The organism is Bifidobacterium sp. UTBIF-68, assembly GCF_006408855.1.
GTDB classification, from domain to species: Bacteria; Actinomycetota; Actinomycetes; order Actinomycetales; family Bifidobacteriaceae; genus Bifidobacterium; species Bifidobacterium reuteri.
In genome coordinates this window covers 50246-75195 of the sequence record NZ_JFAN01000026.1, presented here as the reverse complement: position 1 = coordinate 75195, position 24950 = coordinate 50246, and the positions used below count along the sequence as shown (strand labels likewise).

General features: G+C 60.5%; 16 protein-coding genes. 9 read left to right on the top strand and 7 right to left on the bottom strand.

Annotated features, from left to right (window positions below; all coding sequences use genetic code 11):
* Positions 1-49 precede the first annotated feature (49 nt).
* Positions 50-415, top strand: coding sequence for a hypothetical protein (locus tag BW14_RS08100; RefSeq protein ID WP_140490079.1), 366 nt, complete (start codon positions 50-52; stop codon positions 413-415).
* Here the strand turns inward: BW14_RS08100 and BW14_RS08095 are convergent, their stop codons facing one another.
* Entirely contained in the window at positions 416-1447 is a 1032-nt protein-coding gene (locus BW14_RS08095) for a glycosyltransferase (protein WP_140490077.1), read from the bottom strand.
* A gap of 307 nt (positions 1448-1754) precedes the next feature.
* Between BW14_RS08095 and BW14_RS08090 the strand changes: the two genes are divergently transcribed.
* On the top strand, positions 1755-3017 hold the full coding sequence (locus BW14_RS08090; protein WP_140490075.1) for a HipA family kinase: 1263 nt from the start codon (positions 1755-1757) through the stop codon (positions 3015-3017).
* A gap of 114 nt (positions 3018-3131) precedes the next feature.
* On the opposite strand, the gene BW14_RS08085 is transcribed toward BW14_RS08090, so the two are convergent.
* The gene (locus BW14_RS08085; protein WP_181162342.1) at positions 3132-5456 is read right to left on the bottom strand and encodes an LTA synthase family protein; all 2325 of its coding nucleotides are present in this window, start codon (positions 5454-5456) and stop codon (positions 3132-3134) included.
* Positions 5457-5772: 316 nt separating this feature from the next.
* Between BW14_RS08085 and BW14_RS08080 the strand changes: the two genes are divergently transcribed.
* A complete protein-coding gene (locus BW14_RS08080; RefSeq protein WP_140490073.1) occupies positions 5773-7140 on the top strand; it encodes an ATP-binding protein in 1368 nt (455 codons plus the stop codon).
* A gap of 793 nt (positions 7141-7933) precedes the next feature.
* Here BW14_RS08080 and BW14_RS08075 read toward each other — a convergent pair.
* Positions 7934-9193: a nucleotide sugar dehydrogenase gene (locus BW14_RS08075; RefSeq protein WP_044089852.1), complete on the bottom strand. Its 1260-nt coding sequence runs from the start codon at positions 9191-9193 to the stop codon at positions 7934-7936.
* Between the two features lie 402 nt (positions 9194-9595).
* On the opposite strand from BW14_RS08075, the gene glf reads away from it, so the two are divergent.
* Positions 9596-10816, top strand: a complete 1221-nt coding sequence (gene glf / locus BW14_RS08070; RefSeq protein WP_140490071.1) for a UDP-galactopyranose mutase — start codon at positions 9596-9598, stop codon at positions 10814-10816.
* Positions 10817-11091: 275 nt separating this feature from the next.
* On the opposite strand, the gene BW14_RS08065 is transcribed toward glf, so the two are convergent.
* Positions 11092-12459, bottom strand: a complete 1368-nt coding sequence (locus BW14_RS08065) for an RNA-binding domain-containing protein (protein WP_140490069.1) — start codon at positions 12457-12459, stop codon at positions 11092-11094.
* A 150-nt stretch (positions 12460-12609) separates the two neighbouring features.
* On the opposite strand from BW14_RS08065, the gene BW14_RS08060 reads away from it, so the two are divergent.
* From BW14_RS08060 to BW14_RS08045, 4 genes are all read left to right on the top strand, one after another.
* Complete coding sequence (locus BW14_RS08060; RefSeq protein WP_181162344.1) at positions 12610-13431, top strand: fumarylacetoacetate hydrolase family protein; 822 nt, start codon at positions 12610-12612, stop codon at positions 13429-13431.
* 325 nt (positions 13432-13756) lie between these two features.
* Positions 13757-16426, top strand: a complete 2670-nt coding sequence (gene clpB / locus BW14_RS08055; RefSeq protein WP_140490065.1) for an ATP-dependent chaperone ClpB — start codon at positions 13757-13759, stop codon at positions 16424-16426.
* Between the two features lie 583 nt (positions 16427-17009).
* Positions 17010-18125 carry a glutamyl-Q tRNA(Asp) synthetase gene (locus BW14_RS08050; protein WP_140490063.1) on the top strand — a complete coding sequence of 372 codons (1116 nt, stop codon included), beginning with the start codon at positions 17010-17012 and terminating at the stop codon, positions 18123-18125.
* Between the two features lie 124 nt (positions 18126-18249).
* A complete protein-coding gene (locus BW14_RS08045) occupies positions 18250-19359 on the top strand; it encodes a glycerophosphodiester phosphodiesterase family protein (protein ID WP_140490061.1) in 1110 nt (369 codons plus the stop codon).
* Positions 19360-19593: 234 nt separating this feature from the next.
* Here BW14_RS08045 and rlmH read toward each other — a convergent pair whose 3' ends face one another.
* Positions 19594-20073, bottom strand: a complete 480-nt coding sequence (gene rlmH, locus BW14_RS08040; protein WP_140490059.1) for a 23S rRNA (pseudouridine(1915)-N(3))-methyltransferase RlmH — start codon at positions 20071-20073, stop codon at positions 19594-19596.
* A 215-nt stretch (positions 20074-20288) separates the two neighbouring features.
* Entirely contained in the window at positions 20289-20930 is a 642-nt protein-coding gene (gene upp, locus BW14_RS08035; RefSeq protein WP_140462962.1) for a uracil phosphoribosyltransferase, read from the bottom strand.
* Positions 20931-21243: 313 nt separating this feature from the next.
* Between upp and BW14_RS08030 the strand changes: the two genes are divergently transcribed.
* A complete protein-coding gene (locus tag BW14_RS08030; protein ID WP_140490057.1) occupies positions 21244-22977 on the top strand; it encodes a phosphatase PAP2 family protein in 1734 nt (577 codons plus the stop codon).
* A gap of 363 nt (positions 22978-23340) precedes the next feature.
* Here BW14_RS08030 and BW14_RS08025 read toward each other — a convergent pair whose 3' ends face one another.
* A complete protein-coding gene (locus tag BW14_RS08025; RefSeq protein ID WP_140490055.1) occupies positions 23341-24894 on the bottom strand; it encodes a hypothetical protein in 1554 nt (517 codons plus the stop codon).
* Positions 24895-24950 lie beyond the last annotated feature (56 nt).

Genomic DNA, 24950 nt, shown 5'->3' with positions numbered 1-24950 from the left:
GTTGTGAGTGCTCTTAGAACCGCAAAAATGCGAAAACGGACGTAATCTAATGGATATGCTCTGCTCTGTCCATGACAGTTTACACCTGATCCGTCAAGGTTTGCTGGACGGCTTCTGGTCTGCTGCTTACTGGCAATCCCCAAAAGTAACTCAGGTTTACGCCGTTGCAAAACAGTACGATGGGAGGGATTCCAGAGAAAGGCTGAAAGCAATGGAAATGTGGATATGCGAGTATGTTAAATCTACTTTGGGAAGAGGATTTAGGAGGGTATCTTCTTGGCACTGGGCTCGTTTGCCTGAGCTTGGCGAGTATATTGCCACGCAGGCAGGCGTGCTCGAAGTGCGTGAGATTATCTGTGAAAATGAATATGGCCCGCAGCACCCTACTTATATTGTTGGTGTGATAAGACGGTGACTACTTCATGTTCTTGACCTTGGCGTCATAGACCTGCTTTTCAAGCAGTCGAATCTGTCGGGTCGCGGCACAGTGGAGTCGCTGGGGGAGTGGAAGCTTGTCTAGCAGCTCACGGAATTCCTGGGTATCCAGTTCGCGCTGCGCCTGACTTTCGGGTGTGCTGAAGTCCGGCGCGGTGGCCTCCTCGTGATAGGAGCCGACCAAAGTATAGTAGCTGCGGCCCGGGCGTATGCCCTGCTCCAGGCACAGGCGGAAGTTGTGGGCGCCGGCGGCGAAGTTGTCGTGGTAGAAGCTGAAGCTGCGTTCCTTATGCGTCACCGACCCAGCCGACTGCAGCCAGTTGTACAGATTCACATCAATGTCCGCCACCTTGCCCATGCGCGAGTATAGCTCGCCGGCCACCATCACATCCTGCGCATACATGCCCTCCGGGAATCTGATGCCGTCCCACAGTTCGCGTTTGTACAGTCTGCACCAGTTGGCCTCGTTGAAGTAGCGGGCCTCGGTATGGCGGCCGAGCCTGTCTCCGACCAGTCGCAGGCTCTTGCAGAACACGGTCTGGTAGGCGGTGAGCGGGTGCTCGAATACGGTGATCGTGCCGGGGGTGTCGGCGCCGACTGCCGCCCCCGCGGCCACCTCCTCCAGCTGGGAGACGCCGAATTGACGCCAGCGGGCCTTGCTCATATCAGCGCCGGTGCTGAGCAGCGCATGCAGCAGGTACTCGATGTTGCGGCGGTCGAGGATGTCGTCGTTGTCCGAAAATGCGATGTACTCGCCGTGCGCGGCGTCCAAGCCGGCGTTCTGTGCCTTGGAGATGCCGCCGTTGGTCTGGTGAATCACCGTGACGCGGTCGTCCTGAGCGGCGTATTCGTCGCAAATCGCGGGGCTGGAGTCCTTCGCGCCGTCGTCCACCAGAATCACCTCAAGATTCGTGTACGACTGCCCCAGAATCGAATCCACGCAATACCGCAGATACTGTTCGGCGTTATACACCGGCACGATGATGGAGACAAGCGGTGAATCCTGCGTCATGGCATCCCCTTGATACGTCGGCGGCCCGGCCGGAACCGGCGGGCCATCGTAAGCGACATGGACATGAACAGTATGGCACACGGAAGCGGTCCGCATGCCGCGCGGTGCAGGAACGGGAGGGTCGGCTCGCGAGTGATGTCAATCGTCACGCCGTCAAGACCTTGTCTCCAAAGGCTTTGCCTATACTGTACTCAGTTGTCGGCGTATGGGATTGTGTCGGGTCCGACGAAGGTACGCGTGCGGATGCCTAGGCGTGTGGGCGCTCAGGCGTGTGGACGCTCAGGCGTTTGGGCCGGAAGGAGCAGTCATGACCGGTTATGTGCTTCGTCTGTATGACGCTCCGTTGCTTCGATTCGACGCCGCGTACGGTGAGGGGCTGCTGGCCGGCAAAGTCGAAGCCCGTATCCGCTGGTTCGACGAGTCGAAGCGGACATTGCTCCCATTCCCGTTGGCTCCTGAGCCGGATGACGTGAAGCTCGCCACTTGGCTGGAGCGGCGCACGATCCCGAAGAATCGCGAGTTTGCCGCCCAAATCCTCGCACAGGCGGGGCTGAACATTTCGGACACCCTTGGCATCATCGACCTGTGCAAAGGACTGTCGGTCAATGATTCGTTCTGGGTGGAACGTGACGACGAGAACCTGAAGTTCGCGGACATCAATCTATATGACAATCCGTTGGACGATACGCTCGCCATTGTGGCCTACACCGGGTACACGTCGAGCGAGAAGCATGAGATCGGCCTGTCGAGCGAATGGACGACGGACGGGCAGTTCCCGAAGGCGTGGCGGCATATGCAACATGGTCTGGAATTGTGGAAGGCCGGTTCCGAAGGCTACGCAAACGCTGGGCTGGAACCGTATTCCGAGTACCTCGCCTCCCAGCTGGCACACAAGCTCGGCGTGAACGCGGTCGATTATCGTATCGCCCGCTGGAAAGGCAAACTGGCATCGGTGTGTCCATCCATGAACTCGAAGGATGTTTCGTTCGTGCCGTTCTACGCGGCCACGCAGCTGGCCTCGTTCCCTGAGATTTTGGCTGCCGCCCGTGCCGTGTCGGAAGCGTCGTTCGAGGCGATGCGCACGATGCTCGTGTTCGACGCGCTCATCGTCAACCAGGACCGCCACGCCAACAACCACGGTTTCCTGCGGGACAACCATACCGGGCACATCCTCGGTCCGGCGCCTCTATTCGACCACAACATGTCGTTGTTCAAGAACGACATGCGTTCTGACTGGGAGCATGGCGCATGGACGCCGAAAGTGCTGGAGGAGCGACAGCCGTCGAACTCGCGCATGACGTTCCGCGACCAGTGCGCGAGCATCATGGGGGCCGCGCAGCATGAGATGCTGCGCAGGGCGCTGGATGTCACGTTGGAGAACGATCCGGCATACCCGCTTGAAGACGGCCGCATCGAAGCGCTGAACGAGTACCTGCACGCCGCAGCCCGCTCATTGCTTGACATTCCTGTGGTGGACGAGTCGAAGCTCGCCGTCCAGTTGGATGCGTTACGCCCGGCGGTCAGGAACGCGCCCGTGATCCGCAACGAAGACTTGCTTAAGGAGACATAGGCGCTGCTGCTAGTGGTCTGTCTCACAAATAACTGAGTGTCTCAGCTTTTTCTCTCCCCCCAGTCAGCTTCGCTGACAGCCCGTCCTGCAATTACGGACGCGCTACGCGCGCAGTCACCCCACGTCGAAGAAGCCCGTCTCCGCCAGATAGCCTTTGCCGGCGGTCATGTCGTACTGAATGAGCTGATAGTCGTGCAGCATGTTGTCCGCCTGCTCCGAAAGGCCGTTACGGTTGACGGCATTGCCTTCGGCGTCCAGGTATGTGGTCGATGTGTCGGTGGTGAATCCGCCTGCGCCAAGCACCAGGCGTTCCAGCGCCGGGAGCTTCGTGCGGGCTTGGGTGAGGAAGGCGAGATATGGCGAGACCTTGGCGTTCATATGCTCGGCAGCCAACGCCATGAAGTAGTTCGGCGACGTGTAGGCGGTGGCGCTGGCGCTGGTGTCCAGTTTCGTTCCAGCCGAGGCTGACGCATTGTTTGACCAGATGAAATAGTCGGTCTCGTGCAATGCGAGCGTATTCGCATCGTCTGAGGCTGCGGTCTGGTAGGAACTCGGCAGGTGGTCGCCATAGAAGATCACGGTGACCGGCTTGTCCATCGCATTCAGCTGGTTGAGGAAGTCGGCGGTCGCCTGGTCGGTGAGACTGATTCCCTTGGTATAGGTATTGATCTGACCGCGCTCGTAATCGTTGAGGTTCTCCGTGATATTCGCCTGATCGAATTGGTTGTTGGCATACCAGCCGTCATAGGTCATGTGGTTCTGCATGGTGACCATCTGCACGAACTGGGGATGCTCTTCGCTGTTCAGTTGGTCGATGATGTTCTGATAGGCTGCTGCGTCGCTCACATATGGCGAATTGTCGATTCTGTCCTGATGGGTGATTGCCGGGTCGCTATCCAACGCGTAGAACGTGCCGAAACCGAACTTTTTGTAGTTCGCGTCGCGCAGATACATGTTCTTGTAATACGGGTGGAATGCCACTGAGCCTGTTTCGCCATAGGCGGTGTTCCACAGCTGGTTCCATGCGAACGGGCTCTTCTGATGTGGCACCAGCTCCTGATACATGGATTGCATCGAATCGTCGAACAGTGCGAGATCCAGGCCGGTCAGCGACTGATATTCGATGTTCGCGGTGCCGCCTCCATAGCCGGGGGAGAGCATCAGACCTGAGGTCGTGGCGTCTTTCAGCGCGCGTATGTTCGGCATCGGATCCTCGGTCAAGGTGATGCCCGGCACGCGCGTCGGGTCGGAGAACGTCTCCGAAAGAAGCATGATGACAGTGCTGTCGGTCAGGTTGTTGACGCGCGACTCATTGGTGCTGTTGGCCGCGTCGGTGTATCTGCCGGCCAATTCCTCCATGGTCTTCCGGCTGTAGCCATCCGGTTTCTCCATGATCTTTGGGTGCGCCAGACGCAGGAAATTGATGACAGGACCATTGACCGTGGCGTCTTCCGCAGCGTTATACAGACGAGGCGAATCACCCCAGGATTTCGCCCATTCATAGCCCCAGGCGCCGGGTATGCTGAGCGTCCAGGTGAACGTACACAGCAGCGCGATGCTCGTTGCCGCCGCAATGACACGTGTGGCGTTGCCGATGATGGTTTTCGTATCGCGGAACGGTTTGCGCCAATGGAATGGGATCACACATCGGCGCTGGTCGACGAACTGGAGTGCCAGACAGATGATGGTCAGCAAGATCAGTGCCTTGATGGTGCCTTGCACCAGCGTTAGGCTGTTCTCCGGGATGTATGATGCGATTTCCCCGCCGTTGCCGCTGGTGAGGAACCCAAGGTCGGAGGGGATGATCGGCTCGTTCCTCAGATCGACCTTGATGCTGTTCGCCACGGCATAGACGCCCGTCATGATGGAAAACACGGCTGTAGCCACCCAGAAACGATTCAGCACGAACACCAATACCAGATAGATCATGCCGAGGGCGAGGAAGTTCAGCAGCCAATTGAGTTTGTCTTCCTCCAGCCACATCTGTGAGACGAACTTGGTGAGTTGGCCTTTCACGCTGTTGAGGATCTTGGTGGTGTTGTCCACCGCATTCGGATCGGCATATGTTGGCTCCGAATACATGCCCCACTGGATGAACAGCACCGCAGCCGCGTCGATCAGCACCATGACCACGGCGTACAGCGTGTAGGGAAGCTTCGGACGTTTGCCCCATGCCTCGCGGGCCGGCTTTGCTTTGGCCCAGAGAGATTGCAGTGTTTGCCGCATGGAGGCGAGGCTGGTTGCCTCGGGCTTGTCGGTTTGTGTGCCTTCGGGTTCTTCATTCGCCGTATTGGCCGCCGTGTCGGCCGCCGTATCGGTCCCTTCGGGGTTGATTGCGTCAGGTGCTGTGCCTGCCGTCTCAACTGAGTCGGCTGCGTTTTCAGCCGACGCTGCCGACGCTTCCGCTGTTGGTTCCTCTTGCTTTCGGGTATCGATCACTGCTCTGCCCGTTCCTGTTACGACTACGTACCTCGGGCATTATAGCGACAAGTTCAGGACTAGTTCACCTTTTGTTAACCTTCTGCGGAGCGGCGTCAATCATGGCTGAATGTCAGCGCATGTTCTTGACTTTGGCGTCATAGACCTGCTTTTCGGGCGTGCGGCTGTGCGGATTGCGCCAGCTGGATATCGCTGTCTCGCTCAAAAAAAGAGTAAATCTTGCTCTTCTGTAGAGCAAGATTCATATAAATCTTGCTCTCTGAAAAGTCAAGATATAGAATAGCGAATCAAGACGACGGTGAAGGTGGGTGCTGGTGTGAGCGATCTGGTAAAAAGCATAATTCGCGAATGGAAGAGCGCGGGAGTACCTGAAGTGTTCCCGCGTGATCTTGATCTGGGGGAGGCTCCGGAACCTCGAAGGGGCAATCTGGTCCGTACCATTGTCGGTGTACGGCGGTGTGGCAAGACGTACCGCCTGTTTCAGGAGATGCGTGCGTTGCTTGCTTCCGGTGTGTCTGAGGATCGCCTTCTTTACTTCAATTTCGAGGACGAGCGGCTGAAGCCATTTACCGCCCAGCTGTTGCAGGATGTGCTTGATTCTTATTTTGAGCTGTATCCAGATGTTCGAGAGAAAGGCGTATATCTCTTCTTTGATGAGATTCAGGAAGTGCCGGACTGGGGCATGTTCCTGCGCCGTCTCGTCGATACGATGAACGTCACCATGTACGTGACGGGTTCGTCTTCGAAAATGCTATCGCGGGAAGTGGCAACCGAGTTCAGAGGCCGCTCGCTGCCTCGAGAATTATTCCCGATGAGCTTCTCGGAGTACATGCGATTCCATGGTGTCGATCTCAGTGGTGTGCCGGTTGACATGAATGGGCGTCGGACGTTCACGTCGGGGGAAATCGCTCATCTGAAGCATGGCCTGGCCGGCTATCTGGAACGTGGCGGCTTCATTACTGTGCAGGGGCTGGGAGTGCCTGACGCTGTGGCGTTGTTGCAGGAGTACGCGAATCGCACCTTGGCCAGCGATGTGATTGACCGGTACGGCATTCGCAACCCTGTGGCTGCATCGGCGTTCCTCACGCAGGCATTGGCGTCGTCCGGGCGCGAACTCTCGGTCAACAAAACAGCCAATATGCTTATGAGCCGGGGTTTGCGCGTTTCGCGTGGATCGCTTTCGGCGCTGCTGGACTATTACGAGGAAGCATACCTGCTGTTCCAGGTCAATGAATTCTCCCGCGCCTTGGCGGATAACACGCGTTCCTCCGCCAAGGTATATGCGATTGACCAAGGCATGTTCAACGCTTTTTCCAAAGCTTCAGCGCTGGAGCGCGGGCAGCGGCTGGAAACGGCGGTGTTTCTGAAACTGAGACGTGACGCCCGGCTTGTGCGAAATGGCTCAGTGTCTCGATTGCTGTTTCAGGATGGTGGAAACAGGCATGAGGTTGATTTCGTCGTGGGCGATGCCATCACCATGGATGTCTATCACTTGATTCAAGTTTGTTGGGCTCTCGACGATGAAAAGACGCGCACGCGGGAGATTCGGGCATTGCGGGCGGCGATGCGCCGCTTCCAGGTGGATTCCGGAGTTATCGTCACCGCGGATTATGAAGAACGGATTGAGGTGCCGGAAGGGAGCATTGATGCCATTCCGGCATGGCGCTGGCTGTTGGATGCATGAACGAGGTGTCTCGGCGGGCCTGGCTGACGTGGTGTGATGCGTTGGGTTGTGCGATGCACGTACCACCCAACGCATACTGTTGCGGGCCATTTTGTTTCCTTGGACAGCTGGGGCAACTCCCAGCGTTATTTCATGTTCTTGACCTTGGCGTCATAGACATGCTTTTCAAACAGTCGAATCTGTCGGGTCGCGGCACAATGGAGGCGCTGGGAAGCGGAAGCCGGCCCAGTAGCTCCTTATATATATGTAACTCGAGCATTGATGATGGAATTATAGAAATTTCTATAATAGAAAACGCTATAAAGTTGTGAAGGGGACGAAGAACCCCAAGCATGCTTGAAGTGGAAGGGCTGGAAAGCTGCCGGCTCCTCTGGCAGGCGGAGCCGGAAATGCGGTCAATGAATTTCTGCCGCAGCATAGGGCCGGTCGGATGCTTGCATGGGAATGGGCTACTATCTGCCTTCAGTGAGGTACATTCGGTGTTTTTCGGAAAGCTATCTGCCTTCAGTGAGGTTCCTAAAGCTGGACAGTTCGAGTATAAACACCGTCACTGTGCCGTAATTGCAAGGTTCGTACTTGCGTTTTCGTCCCTGAGGTACCTCACTGAAGGCAGATAGCTTTCCGCAATGGCACGAATGTACCTCACTGAAGGCAGATAGCAGCAAACGAGTGCTTTCCGGTTGGCTGTCTGTGAGGAGCTGCGCGGCGCGGCGCCCCAACTCGGCCCGTTCGGCCTCGTTCGGCCGCGGGGCGACTGCGCAAGGCTGCTGGCTAGTTCACCGCCAGCCTTTCATCAGTCCCGCTTGAACAGATCCCTGGTGTAGACCTTGTCCTTCACGTCTGCGAGGTCGTCGCTCCAGCGGTTGGAGACGATCACGTCGGCGCGCTGCTTGAATGCGGCGAGGTCGTGCGTCACCTCGCTGCCGAAGAAGTCGGGTTGGTCGAGCGTGGGCTCGTAGACAAGCACGGTGACACCCTTGCCCTTGATGCGCTTCATCACGCCCTGGATGGCGGACTGGCGGAAATTGTCCGAACCGGCCTTCATGGTCAGGCGGTACACGCCCACCACAGGGTCGGCCACGCCGGACGCCTTCGCGCGGGCCACCAGCTCCAGGATCTCCGTGGCGATGAAGTCCTTGCGCGTGGTGTTCGAATCCACGATCGCCTCGATGAGGTTCTGGGGCACCTTGTCGTAATTGGCGAGCAGTTGCTTGGTGTCCTTCGGCAGGCAGTAGCCGCCGTAACCGAAACTCGGGTTGTTGTAATCGTCGCGGATGCGCGGGTCGAGGCATACGCCCTTGATGATTTCGCGCGTGCTCAGACCACGGCTCTCCGCATACGTGTCCAGCTCGTTGAAGTACGCCACGCGCAGGGCCAGATACGTGTTGGCGAACAGCTTGATCGCCTCGGCCTCGGTGGTTCCCACCACCAGTTCCGGGATGCCTTCCGTGCCATCAGGGTTCATGCGCTCGTGCTCGGACGGCTCCGCGCCCTGGGACAGCAGTTCGACGAACCGGTGCGCGGCCTCGACTGCCTCCTCGTCATCCTGCGGTGCGCCGGCCACGATGCGGCTCGGATGCAGATTGTCGTACAACGCATGGCCTTCGCGCAGGAATTCGGGGGAGAACAGGATGCGCCTGTCGCCCAGCTCCTCGCGTAGTTTCGCCGTGTATCCCACCGGAATCGTGGACTTGATCACGATCCAGGCATCCGGGTCATGCTCGCGGACGGCGGCGATGGCAGCCTCCACGCTTGAGGTGTCGAAGTAGTTCTTCTGCGGGTCGTAGTTGGTGGGCGTCGCGATGATCGCGTAATCGGCACCCGTGTACGCCTGCGCCGGGTCGAGCGTCACATGGAAGTCGAGCGGACGGTCGCCGGACTGGTTGCCGTCGAGGAACCGGGTGATCTCCGTGTCCACAATAGGGCTTTTGCCGGCGTTGAGCATGGCCACCTTCTCGGGCACGATGTCCAGCGCGTGCACCTCATTGTGCTGGGACAGCAGCAGCGCCACCGAAAGTCCCACGTAACCGGTACCTGCAACCGCGATCTTCATATCGACTTGCCTTCCTGTGTTTGCGCCTGTGTCTGGTTTGCGCCGACGTCGCCGGCGTTGTTGCCGGGCACCGCGTGCAGCAACCGCGTGCGTTGCCGCACGCTGGCCGTTGTTGTCACTGTCTTGATCAACCAAGCACCAGCCTAGTCCATGCTGATGCGGTTATCCGGGCTATGGTTCTCCTTGTCGCAAATTCCTCTTGCTGGTGTGGCGTCAGTGAGAGGAATTTGCAACGGGGCGGGCGATCGGACAGATTGGTGCGGTGGCGACCAGATAGGTCAGGACAGCCGTGGTGCCTGTCCGTAGCGTCCAGCCGAAGCCGCGGTGTCAGGGTCGCGCTACCATGAACCCAAGCGACTATGCAAGCGCATGTGAACATGGATGATGAAAGGTTGGTGACGCATGGCACAGGGTGAAGCGACTGCGGCGGCGAACGCGAACGTGGTTGAGTACCCCGATCTGGTGGTGGTTGGTGCCGGCCTGTTCGGCCTGACGGTGGCGCAGCAGGCGGTGGAGCATGCGGGTGCGCGTGTGCATATCATCGACGTGCGCGATCATATCGGCGGCAACGCGTACTCGTACTTCGATGAGGAGACGGGTGCGGAGATTCACAAGTACGGTGCGCACCTGTTCCACACGTCCAACAGGCGTGTGTGGGAGTATGTGAATCGCTTCACCGAGTTCACCGGCTACGTGCATCGCGTGTACGCCACGCACGACGGTGTCGTATACCCGCTGCCGATCAACCTCGGCACCATCAACCAGTTCTTCGGTAAGGCGTACACGCCGGCCGAAGCGCGCAAGCTCATCGAGGAGCAGGCCGGTGAGCTGGCCGGCACCGACCCGGCGAACCTGAATGATAAGGGCATCCAGCTGATCGGCCGTCCGTTGTATGAGGCGTTCATCAAGAACTACACCGGCAAGCAGTGGCAGACCGATCCGGCCGAGTTGCCCGCGTCGATCATCAAGCGTCTTCCGGTGCGCTTCAACTACGACAACCGCTACTTCAAGGACACGTGGGAGGGGCTGCCCAAGGACGGGTACACCAAATGGATGGAGCGGATGATCGACGATCCGCGCATCACCGTCTCCCTGAAGACCGATTTCTTCGACGAGTCGCAGCCGTACAACAAGAAGGCGCTGCGTGAGGCGGGCGTGCCGGTCGTGTACACGGGCCCGGTGGACCGCTATTTCGACTACGAGCTGGGCGATCTCAAGTGGCGTACCGTGGACTTCAAGGAGGTCCGCTACGACGAGGGCGACCACTTCGGCTGCCCGGTGATGAACTTCTCCGACGCGGACGTGCCGTACACGCGCGCCATCGAATTCAAGAACTTCAACCCGGAGCGCCGCGAACAGCAGAACCCGGACAAGACGGTCGTGTGGGAGGAGTACAGCCGTTTCGCCGATCGCGGCGACGAGCCGTACTACCCGATCAACACCGAGGCCGACAAGGCCCTCTACGCGCAGTACGAGGCGAAGGCCGCCGCCGAGCCGAAGACCGTGTTCGGCGGGCGTCTGGGCACGTACAAGTACTACGACATGCACAACGTGATCGACACCGCCCTGACCGCCTACGAGCAGCAGGTCGCGCCGCTGCTCGCCGCCGAGGCCGCCAAGTAGGCGGCCGGGCCGCTGAATAGCGCGTGCGAGGACGCGGCCACGGTCACGGTCGAACGAGACCGGCGTGACGCTACGGGAAGCGACGGGTTGTTCCGCTCCGCCAGTTGCGAAACGGGACAGCCCGTTCTATGTTTGCGCTGCATGGTCGTCGCATTGGCGATAACGTGGCGGAAAGCTGGCGGATTCGGCGGTAAAGTGGCGGAAAGCTGGCGGTAAAGTGGCGGAAAGCTGGCGGTAAAGTGGCGGAAAGCCCGGTTCCTCAGCGGCGAACGTGCTTAGTGTGACGATTCTGTAGCCGGCTGGTACTTTGTCCGCGGTCCGCTGCCTGTGCGTATCAGTAATTGGCCGTTGACCAATGCGTTGATGGTTTTCGCTGCTGTGGATTGTGAGGCTCCGATAACCGATTGCGCTTGTTTGCGGGTGATGCTGCCGTGTTCTTTGGCGTAATCGAGAATTCGTTGTTGCCTAATTGGCAGCGCGGCTTCTGAAGCTGAGTTGACGCTCGGCGTTCCGGAATATGGGAGCGATGATTGCGCCGAGGGGAAAGGCGTTTGTTGATGTTTGGGAAGAACCAGACGAAATGCGTGATCGCTGATATCAAATGAAGGTTGAGTCGCGCAGTTCTTGTAATCTCCGACGATTCTTCGGATGCCTGTGCCATATGCCTCTACGAGGTTGAGACGGTAAAACACGTTGGCTAGTTTGGGATTGCGCTGAGAGGAGATGCCGTTCATCATGTCTGCGCGAGTGAAGTTTGCCGGCAGTCCGCCGAGATTGAGGAATTCCATGTGATTGCTGAACACGCTGATGAGTGCAGGACCTGAGAGCCCGTAATCGCGATGGACAATGAGATTGAGCAATGCCTCGCGCAATACCAAGGGAGAATAGTCGTAGCTATCCACGCGGCGCATCGCCTCGTCCGTATGTGAGCGCACTGCATTATGCCGCGCTATGAACTCATTGACTTGATTGAATTGGGTAATGAGCGAACCTGTGAATTCCTGCCTGTTCAGGAATACTTCCTTGACTTCGTCTGCGAATACGGCGGCTTTGATTGAGGCATCGCATTGATCTGAGAGCAGCCAGGCCAGATTGGTGTAAACTCCGTCTGCATTAACCAGCCCAAGTGTGCGCTGTGCTTGTGGCGTGAATGACAGTGCCGCGTCTGCGAATGCTTGCTGGGCTGCGATAAAGGTGAGTTCCTGATTGAGGGATATCGCATCTTCGAAGGAGTCGCCTGCGGTCTGCCTGATCATGTCGATGATGGAGGATTCTGATGCCGGGATGGAAGCTGCTCCTGAACGGATATATACGCCTGCAGGCCTGATCCCTTTATCGGCTAGATAGTAGGGGCGATGTGCTCCCCGTTGTACATGTACGGCCACGATTGGCATGCTGTGCATTGTTTCGGCATCAATGGAGACAAAGCTCATGACATCGGGACGTATGCCGTCAGAAATCGCTTGCGTCGCACGGCGCATGGTTTCGTCAATGTCGTTGATGCCTATAACGGTGCCATCGTCTTCAATGCCGAGGTATATGGTGCCGCCGTCGGTGTTGGCGAAGGCGATGGCTGATCGTTTGGCACCGTCCACCCATGTGCGTTTGAATTCCAGATGAGGGCCTTCAATGAGTTTTTCCATCGCGTTGTTTCCTTCGGTAGTGCATTATCTTCTATCTTATCTATTATCTTCTATCTTATCTTCTATCTTCTCGTAAGGTAGAAGATAAGATAGAAGATAGATGAGATAGATAAGGCGGCGGCCCGCCGTAGTAGGCTGGTGGCTATGGCTATGAGACTTGCACGTTTTTCGCTGAATGATTCGCCGCGCTACGCCTTCGTGCAGAAGGACGAAAACGACGGCAAGGACTATCTCGTCGAGCTGGACGGCCATCCGCTGTCTGGCGGTCAGGTCACCCCCACGGGCAAGCGGTACGCGCTCGACGCCGACGGCATCCGCCTGCTCTCCCCGGTGATCCCCTCCAAGGTCTACGGTCTTGCCAAGAACTATGAGGCCCATGCGCAGTTCATGCACGAGGCAGGCCATTCCGAGATCGCGCACGCGCCCGAGGATATGGTGATCTTCACCAAGCCGTCCACTTCGGTGATTGGCCCCGACGACCCGATCGTCTACCCGGCCTGCTCCAAGGACATGAACTTCGAGCCTGAGGTGGCCGTAGTAATGGGGCGCATCGCCAAGAACGTGCCGGTGGAGAAGGCGATGGACTATGTGCTCGGCTTCACCTGCGTCAACGACGTGACATTGCGCGACCTGCAGGGCATCGACCCCACGTGGACGCGCGCCAAGGGCTTCGACACCTCCTGCCCGCTCGGCCCGTGGATCGTGATGCGTGACGATCTCAACTGGCGCGACGCGAAGATTTCGTTCACTCTGAACGGCAAGGATGTGCCGATGGCGTCCGGCACCACCGCGAACCTCATCCACGGCATCCCGGAGCAGATCGCCGCGATCTCGTCCTTCTCCACGCTGCTGCCCGGCGACGTGATCATGACCGGTACGCCGAATGCCTCCGGTCACCTCGATCCAGGCGATGAAACCATCGTGCATGTCGAAGGCATCGGCGACCTGCGCAACGTGATCGTGCGCGCATAAGCTGACTGACAAAACACTGGCCCGGTCGCTTCCCTTGTTAGGGGAGGCGGCTGGGCCTTTGTGTTTTTTGTTTCACATATTTCTGAGACTTGGTCGTGGTTCCCGGCAGGAAGGAATCCAAAACTTGAGTCATCTCCGCTCAAGTTTTGGGAATAGAATGTGCCATAGGTCGGTTGAACGAATCAGAACATGACACGAATGCCCGACTGGGACGTGCGGTCATGATCCGGCAAGCGGCGAGCCGAGCAATCGGACTGCCAAGGCCGGATCGCGAACCGTGCACAACCTCGGACGGGCATACAAGAAGACTTTGGAGGAACACATCATGGAACAGAAGTTCACCACCATGGCCCAAGAGGCCGTCGGCGACGCCATTCAGAGTGCGTCCGCCGCAGGAAACGCACAGGTCGAGACCCTGCATGTGATGGATGCGCTGCTGCGCCAGGAGAACGGCGTGGTGCGCTCGCTGATCGAGGCGGCGGGCGGCAACGCGCAGGCCATCGGGGCTGCAGTGCGCAATGCGCTGGTTGGGCTGCCCAGTGCATCCGGCTCCACCACCTCGCAGCCGCAGGCCAGCCGTCAGCTGACCGCGGCCATCGCCCAGGCCGAGAAGGAAATGCAGCAGATGGGCGACGAATACGTCTCCACCGAGCATCTGCTCATCGGCATCGCAGCCAGCAAGCCGAACCAGTCGGCTGAGATTCTCGAAAAGAACGGCGTGACCGCGGCCGCCCTGCGCAAGGCCGTACCCGGCGTGCGCGGCGGCGCGAAAGTCACCAGCCCGGATGCGGAAGGCTCGTACAAGGCGCTGGAGAAGTACTCCACCGACTTGACCGCCCGCGCCAAGGAAGGCAAGCTCGACCCGGTCATCGGCCGTGATCAGGAGATTCGCCGTGTGATCCAGATCCTGAGCCGTCGTACCAAGAACAACCCGGTGCTGATCGGTGAGCCCGGCGTCGGCAAGACCGCCGTCGTCGAGGGCCTCGCCCAGCGTATCGTGGCCGGCGATGTGCCGACCACCTTGCAGGGCAAGAAGCTGATCTCGCTGGATCTGGGCTCGATGGTTGCCGGTTCGAAGTATCGTGGCGAGTTCGAGGAGCGCTTGAAGGCCGTTCTGAACGAGATCAAGAACGCCAACGGGCAGATCGTCACGTTCATCGATGAGATCCACACCATCGTGGGCGCGGGTGCCGCCGAGGGCTCCATGGACGCCGGCAATATGCTCAAGCCCATGCTGGCCCGTGGCGAGTTGCGCCTGATCGGCGCGACCACGCTGGACGAATACCGCGAGAACATCGAGAAGGACCCGGCGCTGGAGCGTCGTTTCCAGCAGGTGTACGTGGGCGAGCCGAGCGTGGAGGACACGATCGCCATCCTGCGCGGCCTCAAGCAGCGGTACGAGGCGCACCACAAGGTGACCATCGGTGACGACGCGCTGGTGGCGGCGGCCACACTGTCCAACCGGTACATCTCCGGCCGTCAGCTGCCCGACAAGGCCATCGATCTGGTCGATGAGGCGGCCGCGCATCTGCGTATGGAACTCGACTCCTCCCCTGAGGAGATCGATGAGCTCCAGCGCAAGGTGACCCGTCTCGAGATGGAGGAGATGCAGCTCAAGAAGGCCGAGGACCCGGCATCCAAGGAGCGCTTGGGCAAGCTGCAGGCCGAACTCGCGGATACCCGTGAGAAGCTCAGCGGTCTCAAGGCGCGTTGGGATGCGGAGCAGGCCGGCCACAACAAGGTCGGCGATCTGCGCGCCAAGCTCGACGACCTGCGCGTGCAGGCGGACAAGTTCACCCGCGAGGGCAATCTGGCCGAAGCCTCGAAGATCCTCTATGGCGAGATTCCGGCGATTCAGAAGGAGCTCGCCGCCGCCGAGAACGCGGACGCCGAGTCCAAGGACACCGGCTCCACCGACCCCGCACAGGAGCCGATGGTCCCGGACCGCGTGGACGCCGACTCCGTGGCCGAAATCGTCTCCGATTGGACCGGCATCCCCGTCGGCCGCCTGATGCAGGGCGAGAACGAGAAGCTGCTGCACATGGAGGACTACCTCGGCAAGCGCGTGATCGGGCAGAAGGAAGCCATTCAGGCCGTGTCCGACGCTGTGCGCCGCTCGCGTGCCGGCATCTCAGACCCGAACCGCCCGACCGGCTCGTTCCTGTTCCTGGGCCCCACCGGCGTGGGCAAGACCGAGCTCGCCAAGGCGCTCGCGGACTTCCTGTTCGACGACGAGAAGGCCATGGTGCGCATCGACATGTCCGAATACATGGAGAAGGCGAGCGTGAGCCGTCTGATCGGCGCCGCTCCGGGTTACGTTGGCTACGAGCAGGGCGGTCAGCTGACCGAGGCCGTGCGTCGTCGCCCGTATTCGGTGGTGCTCTTCGACGAGGTCGAGAAGGCCAACCCGGAGATCTTCGACGTGCTGCTGCAGGTGCTGGATGACGGCCGCCTGACCGATGGCCAGGGTCGGACCGTGGACTTCAAGAACACGATCCTCATCATGACCTCCAACCTCGGCTCGCAGTTCCTCGTGAACGAGGATCTCGACGCCGACGCCAAGAAGAAGGCCGTGATGGACGCGGTGCACATGAACTTCAAGCCGGAGTTCCTGAACCGTCTGGACGACATCGTCATGTTCCACCCGCTCACCCGCGAGGAGCTGGGCGGCATCGTGAACATCCAGGTCAATGCCGTGGCCCAGCGTCTGACCGACCGTCGCATCACGCTCGACGTGACCGACTCCGCCCGCGAGTGGCTGGCCAACACCGGCTACGACCCGGCGTACGGCGCCCGTCCGCTGCGTCGTCTGGTGCAGACCGAGGTCGGCGACCAGCTGGCACGCATGCTGCTCGCCGGCAAGGTCCACGACGGCGACACCGTGCTGGTCGACCACACCGGTGGTGAGCATCTCGAGCTCTCCGCCTGGGCCAGCGACCAGATCGTCGGAGACGACCCGGATGTAGAAGTCGGCAACGTCTCCGAAGACAAGTGACGTTGCGGGTGTTCATCGCGCTTGACGCTGTTGCGAGAGCGCATGAAGGCTGAATAATGGTGGCTGCAGGTTTCTGCAGCCACCATTATTGTTGAATGCCATGCTGTTTTGCTGCTTATCTCGCTTACGAGGGGCTGATTCAGCGCCCCGGGGAGATCTATCTGCGTTACGAGGGGCTGGTCCCTCAAGTAACAGCGCTCCAAAACGGCGAAATGGCGTTGACGAAACGTGGTTTTCACGCGTAGCTCAGCCAGTGTCCAGCCCCTCGTAACGCAGATAGATGTTCCAGAAAGCGGAAATCAGCCCCTCGTAAGCGAGATATCACGAGATAGCGCGGGTTGTTGGCTTGGCTATGCGGGTGTGTTCCGTATGCGTTTGCACTTGGCCCCTTTGACGATGGAAGCAGGCGGCGCGCGGAGCGCGTCCCTGATTGCAAGACGAGCTGGCCCGGCGGGACTGAGGGGTAGTGGATTCGTCAACGTATTTCTGGCGCAGGATAGTAGCGGTTGTACTATCCCGTACACATCGGTGAATACTGTGGGCGGAGACGCGCATTCGTTGCAGTGGAGGAGAAGAAGCAGTCATGACCGGACGATTCGCGCCGACGCCTTCGGGGCGCATGCACATCGGCAACGTGTACGCCATGCTGGCCGCCTGGCTTTCCGCCCGTTCGCGCGGCGAACGCATGCTGCTGCGCATCGAGGACGTGGACAAGCCGCGCGTGATCGCCGGTGCCGACCGTCTGATGATGGACGACCTGCGCTGGCTCGGCCTCGACTGGGACAATGCGGCCTCGCCCATGCACCAGTCGCGCCGCACTGAACGATACGAATACGCGCTGGACTGCCTGCGTAAGGCGGATGGCGTGATCTACCCCTGCTTCTGCTCGCGCGCGGACATCCGCGCCGCCTCGGCTCCGAACGAGGGTGACGGCTTCATGGTCTACCCCGGCATCTGCCGTCGACTGCTCCACGATCACCCGGAAACCGTGCGGGCGCGACTGGCGCACGGAGACCAGCATTCCATTCGCATCGCCATGCCCGAAGCGGGGGAGTGGACGGCTGCCTCAGATGCCATCGGTGGTTCCTGTGACTGCGCGGACGGGGGCGATGCCAGCGCCGTCCATGAAACCGTCCATGAAGGAATCCGTGGTGGAGCGGCGTCGTTCGATGACCGCATATACGGACCGCAACACTACGATCTGGCCCGCGAGGTCGGAGATTCGGTGATTCGCCGGGCGGATGGGCTGTTCGGCTACCAGCTTGTCGTGGTCGTGGACGACTTGGACATGGGTGTCGATGACATCGTGCGCGGGCGCGACCTGCTGCGCTCCACGGCATTGCAGATGTGGATCCGCAGATGCCTGCTCGCCGGCGGATTCCAGCCGGAATGCAGGTTTCTTGCCAATCCCGCGTACGCGCACTTGCCGCTGATTGACAACGCGGCCGGCCGTCGTCTCGCCAAACGCGAGCGTTCGCTCGACATGGGTGCCCTGCGCGCGCGTGGCGTCGCGCCCGAACAGATCATCGGCTACTGCGCTTGGTTGCTGCGCGTCCGCCCGACCCCCGAACCCTGCACGGCTGCCGAGCTGATCCCCGAATTCAGCTGGTCGCCATTGCGCGCCAATCATCCCGACCTCGCCCTCGACCCGAGCGACCCCCTCACCCCGTCATGGCTCGCCGACGCACTATCGGCGTAACCAGTCGTTCGTGCGCCTTTCGCAAGACGTTCATGGGAGACTGTTCATGGGACACTGGCCTATGCCGGCGTCCGTTGGGCGGTAATCTGATAGCACTGCAACGGAAGGATACGGAAGGATTCCAATGTCTGCAAAATTGCTGAGAAATGTGGTACTGGCCGGCGCTGCGGCCGCCGGTGCCGCCGCATGGGCCGTGGCCCCTCGTTCATTCAACGACAAGCGCCGCAACTTCGTGCCGTCCATTCCTGAGGTCTGGTATGCGCACCGCGGCCTGCATGACGCCGGCTCGGGCCTCGTGAACCCCGCCGATACGCCCGAGTACTCCGGCGACGACCCGGTCAGCGCCCAAGCGGACACCACCAACACGGCGATGTCCGAAAACGCCGATTACGTGGCGCTCGCCCGCCGCATGGCCATGAAGGCAGGCTACGGCAGTCCGGAGGTCACCGGCCCCATCGCCCCCGAGAACTCGTTGGCCGCGTTCGCCGCCGCCTGCGAAGCCGGCTACGGCATAGAACTCGACCTCCAGCTCACGCTCGACGGGCAGGTGGTCGTGGTGCATGACGCCGACTTGCTGCGTGTGGCCGGCGATCCGCGTCGCGTCGAGGACCTCACCTACGACGAGCTCACCCGTATTCCGCTGTTCCCCGGCACCAAGCCCGGCGATCTCAAGGCCAAGCCGCTGCCCGGTGCTGATGCGAATCCGCCGCTCGTGGTCACGCCATCCGCCGCGCCGGAAGGCTACTATCAGCACGTGCCGCTGTTCTCCGACGTGCTCAAGGTGGTGGCCGGCCGCGCCCCGCTGATTGTGGAATACAAGTTCAGCGACAACAGCGCCTGGGATGCGCGCACCGAGGAATTGATGGAGAAGGGCCACGCGTTGCTTGCGGACTACCGCGGGCCGTATGTCATCGAGTCCTTCCATCCGGGTGCGGTGAACTGGTACAAGCAGCATCACCCCGAGGTGTGCCGCGGTCAGTTGAGCTGGCCGGCGAAGCTGCAGAAGGACGGCCCGCTGGAATGGGGTGCCGGACTGCTGGCGTTCGATTGGCTGTCGCGTCCTGATTTCGTGGCCTATGACTGGACCGGTGGCGCATCGCCGCAGGTGCGACTTGCCCGTGCGATGGGTGCCACGGCTGTGTCCTGGACCGTGCGTAGCAGCGACGAGCTGGCCCAGTGCGACCAGTACTTCGACCGCCACATCTTCGAGGCGTTCGTCCCCGACGCACGGTAGCGCCGTGCCGCGGTGTAGGCGGGATATGCCCATCGTGTAGGGAACTGCCCACCATGTAGGGAACTGCCCACCATGTAGGGATTTCCCCACCATGTAGGGATGCGGAATGGCGGAATTCCGCGGAATCGTAAAAACTACTCCCTACACGGTGGAATAATCCCTACACCGTGGGTATCTTCCTGGGCCGGGCGGGCGGCTTGGGCGGGCGCCCGGCCCAGAAAGATGCTTGGCCGGCTACTTGTGGTACGGCTCGCCCGCGTTGATCTTGTACGCCCGATAGATCTGCTCGAGCAGGATCACACGCATGAGCTGATGCGGGAACGTCATCTTCGAGAAGCTGAGTTTGAAGTTCGCGCGGCGTAGTATCGCGTCATCAAGGCCGATTGATCCGCCGATTACGAGCTGGATATGACTGACGCCGTGCAGTCCCCAATCCTCGATCCTCGCCGCGAACTCCTCGCTGGAGAGCTGTTTGCCGTCGATGGCCAGCGCGATGAGAAACGCGCCGTCACGAAGATGCTTGGCGATGCGTTCGCCTTCCTTGGCTTTGATCTGCCGTTCGACGCCTTCCGAGGCATGTTCCGGCGTCTTCTCGTCCGCGACTTCGATGATGCTGAGTTTGCAGTACCGCGAGAGTCGTTTGGAATACTCGTCGATGGCGTCGCGCAGATACTGTTCTTTCACGCGGCCCGGCGCAATGATGTCGATTTGCATACTACTCACGTAACAACAATGGATAATGCTCGTCCATCTCACCAAACGTGCATTGAATGACCGTGATGACCGTGAGCGTACGTTCGATGAGAAAAGGGGTGCTCACACCTCGGCAAACGTACGCTAAGAGGCTCGATATACGTTCGACGAGATATTGGCGGGATTGACGGGATGTGTCGTCCGACACATCCCGCTGAGCTGTCGGCCGACGCAGGTCAGTCGATCACGCCGTACAGGCGATCGCCGGCGTCGCCCAGACCCGGCACGATGTAGCACTTCTCGTTGAGCCTCTCGTCGACCGCGCACACCACGACCTTGAAGTCGATGGACGGGTCGATGTGCTCCTCGACGTACTTGATGCCTTCGGGGGCGGCGATGATGTTGATGGCGGTCACGTCCTTGGCGCCGCGCTCCGCCAGATAATGCGTGGCGGCGACCAGCGTGCCGCCGGTGGCCAGCATCGGGTCGATGAGGAAGCACTGACGGCCGGACAGGTCTTCCGGCAGACGGTTCGCATAGGTGATCTGCTGGGTGGGATGGTCCTCGTCTCGCTTCATGCCCAGGAATCCGACCTCGGCGGTGGGCAGCAGACGGGTCATGCCGTCGAGCATGCCGAGACCTGCGCGCAGCACCGGCACGATGATCGGGCGCGGTTCGGCCAGCTTCTTGCCGGTCATCGGGGCGACCGGCGTCTCGATCGGCACGGATACGACGCTCAGGTCGCGGGTGGCTTCGTAGGCCTCCAGCATGACCAGCTCGGAGACGAGCTCGCGGAAGGTGGAGGAGGGGGTGTTCTTGTCTCGCAGCACGGTGAGCTTGTGCTCGACCAGCGGATGATTCAAAACATGCAATTCCATAGCTCCCAGACTACCCGTTGCCGCCGGGGAAACGGAAATTCGCGGCGTGCAGGTCGGGGAGGCGGAGTAAGGAAAGCTCAGTGAGCTGCTGAGAGGCATGACCGCTCCTATGGCTACATTGCTGACTTTTGTTGTTCAATTACCGGTCATCCGGCATTCGCGGTTCACGTCCATTCGGGACATGTCGCCTTCCTAGCCTTGTGCATAAGAGCATTCGCATCGTCGCCAGCCAATGCCGAGGACGAATGCTTGCGTCTGTTGATGCGGCGAATAAGAGCATCAGAGCAGACTGACATTGATTGAGGGAGGGACAATGTCCGTATTCACCCAGTACAAGCGCGCGATCGCCGGTCTTGCCGCCGTCGCCACGCTCGCCGCGAGCTTCGCGGCCGCAGTACCGGCGATGGCTGACGACCAGCCGGCCACCTACCCGTCCGACAGCACCAAGGCCGATCCTCAGGTGCTGCTCAAGGAGTTCAACAACTACTGGACTCCGGTGGACAACCCGAACAATGACGAAACCACCGTGTTCCGTGGCGATGTCACCGATGCCGGCGCCTCCATCCTCAAGCAGAATGATGATCTGACCGTGGCCATCAACAACAAGGCCGCAGATGATGACGCCGCAGGCACGAAGGTCGACGACCATTACAGCCAGCTGCAGAAGGCGCTCATCGACGGCGATCAGAACAACCGCGAGACCTATTGGGACGCCTTCGGCCCGATCATGGGCGAATGGTTCTGGGATGGCATGGTCGTCGATCCGACCACCAAGACCCGCGCCCTGCAGAAGACCTACGACCTGCTCAACGGCATGGTCGGCTACATTCCCGTGACCGGCGCCAAGTACAGCTTCAACTATCCGCGCCCCTCGCTGAACAGGACCACCGGCGGTGACCTGTTCGACCGCAGCGCGAACGGCAAGAACGACATGAAGGGATTGGCCGCCGAGCTGCCGCTCAAGCGCGCCGCCGACTGGGACAACCCGTGGCAGGATTCCTACCGCAACCTGCCTCACGGTGCCGGCTACTCCGGTCTCGCTGGTTCGCTGGATGACAGCGGCAAGTACAAGAACAACCCTTCGCAGTCCTTCCCCTCCGGCCACACGATGGCGTTCTACACCTCTGGTCTGGTGCTCGCCGCGATGATGCCGGAATTCGCACCGCAGATTGCGGCCCGTGCCGCCGAGGGCGGCAACAACCGCATCGTGCTCGGCGTCCACTACCCGCTGGACATCATCGGTGGCCGCATCGTCGGCGAGGCTTCTGCCGCCGGTCGTCTGAACGACGACGTGTACTTCGAACAGGTCGTCAAGCCCGCCCAGCAGGAGCTGCGCGACTACCTGACCAAGCGCGGACAGGAAGCCGGATACGGCAACACCTTGGATGAGATCATCGCCAAGACGAACGCCACCACGACCAACGGCTACAAGAACCTCAACACGGACGCCGTGGCCACCGAGCCGGTCACCGACGTCAAGTCCGCTGTCGACGTGTATACCCAGCGCCTCACCTACGGTTTCGCTCCAGTCTCCGCCACTGACCAGCCAGCACGCGTGCCCGCCGGTGCCGAGGGCCTGCTGCGCACCGTGTTCCCGACCCTGACCGCCGACCAGCGCCGTGAGGTGCTCGCCCGCACCGAAATCCAGTCCGGCTACCCGCTCGACTCCACCTCCGACGGTTGGCAGCGTCTGAACCTCGCCGCGGCCTTCAGCTCCAAGGTCACCCTCGACGCCAACGGCAACGTGGTGAACGTCGAGCCCGGCCAGAAGGCCGAGGTCGTCAAGCAGGAAGTGCCGGACAACGGCAACAACAACGGTAACAATAACAACGGTTCCAACAACCAGAACAACAACGGCGGCAACCAGAACAACAACGGTTCCGTCAACAAGCCCCAGAACGGCAAGGACAACGGCAAGAACAACGCTTCCGGCAAGAACGGCAAGCTGACCGACACCGGCGCTGACGTCAGCGTCTTCGCCGGCATCACCGTGCTGCTCCTCGCCGCCGGTGCCGCGCTCGCCATCGCCCGCCGCGTGCGTCGTTGATCTTGGCCGATGAGTCCCAGTGGTCACCAGTTGATTCCCGGCGAATAGTCCTCTGCAGGTAAATTGGTGCCTCGTACGAACCGCTGCAGGTAATTTGTGTCTCTGTATGGCCTCGATATGGCCGTACGCAGACACAAATCACCTGCAGTAGTCGCATATATACCTGTTTTACCTGCAGAAACGAGTCCTATATAGGCACAAATCACCTGCAAACTTCCACGCGATACACTCCGCGACCGCCTGCAGGTTCGTAATAAGCACTGTTTTACCTGCAGTCCTGTTCCAGACTTCTGCCGAGGAGCAGGACTGCAGGTATTTTGTGTATTCCAGCGCTGTCGTTTATGTCTATGTCTGCTGCCCGACTCACATCGCAAACGGCTCGTAGTAGATATCGTCGGCGGCCACCCCGTGCTTGAACAGGATTGCGCGCACGGCTTCCATCATCGGCTGCGGACCGGCGATCAGATACACGGCGCCTGGGCGAATCATCGGCGCGATTGTGGCCTCATCGGCGCGTCCGGCCTGCAGCCGCACGCGCGTGGCCGGCGTCGTGCGGCCGAACTGTTCCAGCTGGTCGCGATAGATGAAGTCGCGCTCCGACCGAACGGTGTAGAGGAAGTCGACCTGCCGTTCGCCGTCCGCGTACGCGGTGAGGACGCCAAGCAGCGGTGTGATGCCGATGCCGCCGCCAATTAGCGCCAATGGCGTGCGCTGCTGCGTGCCGGTGCCGCCAGCCGTGCGCCCCTGCTGCACGGCGGCTTGGTCAGCCTTGGTGGTGGCGCGACGGTCGTGCTCGTCGATGAATTCGGCATAGCGTCCATACGGCGGCACGATGCGCACCGCGTCGCCAGGGCGCAAGGCGGCGATGCCGGTGGTGAAGTCGCCGTCCGCGCGAATCGCGAACGCCATGGTCGGCGCATCCGGATGCGGCATCGTAATGGTGGTGCCATCAGCCGACGTGGTGCGTACCTCGGTGTTCGAGGCGGCCGCGCCCACCGCGAACGAGGCGGCCCCCGGTGCCGGATACGAATTCGTCAGCGAGAACGGATGGAATTCGCCCATGCCGCGCTTGCCAGGGAATGCTATGAATGCGAAATCGCCCGGATTCCAGCGGATTGTGCCGCCGCCTAAGCCCGTGCCGCCGCCTAAGCCCGTGCCGCGCGCGTTGCTTCCCGCGTCGGCGGCATTGCGCGGCCGTGAAACACCGCGCGAGCCGTTCGCATCCTCAATCGCCACCGTCAGTTCGGTCACGCGATCGGCCAGCGGTCGAACGGAGACCACACGTCCACGCAACGCGAATGCCTCACGGTTCACCGAACTCCAGATGTAGTACGCGAACACGATGATCGTCGTCGCGTCGAACAGGAAAATGAACGGTTTTATGGACGCGATGTAGTCAATCACATGCACATGGATCACGATCAGCGCGATGGCCACCAGATTCAACCGATGCAGCCAGACGCTCATCTCATGCCGGAAGATCCGCTCCAGCGCGCGCTTGATCCGCGCCAGAACCGGCACGCGAGCAGTCAGCCATCCGGCCATGAACACCAGCGACCACACCGCCACGGCCATGAACAGGTACAGTCCCAGATGCCCGGTCAGGCCGATGAGTTCGCCGGCGCCCGGCAGTAGCGACTGATGCAGGAAGGCGAGCACGATGGCCAGAATCGCCAGCACTCCGTGAATCATATACATATGCGGCAGGCCGACCGTTCGGTCCACCCAGCGCGGGCGACATGCGAGGTACACGGCCGCGAGCATCCACACATAGGCGATGACGCCGAGTTCCGCGCCGAACATCGAACTGCTGTACAGGGCGGGGAAGCCGGCGACGAGCGTCGCCAGAAACGGCAGCGGGATGATGAACAGCACCACCGCCCAAGCCAGGGCGATGTGCGAGGAGATGTGTTTCATGGATTGATCCTTATGGTATGTGGGCTTTTGTATGGGCTCTTGTGTGGGCTCTTGTG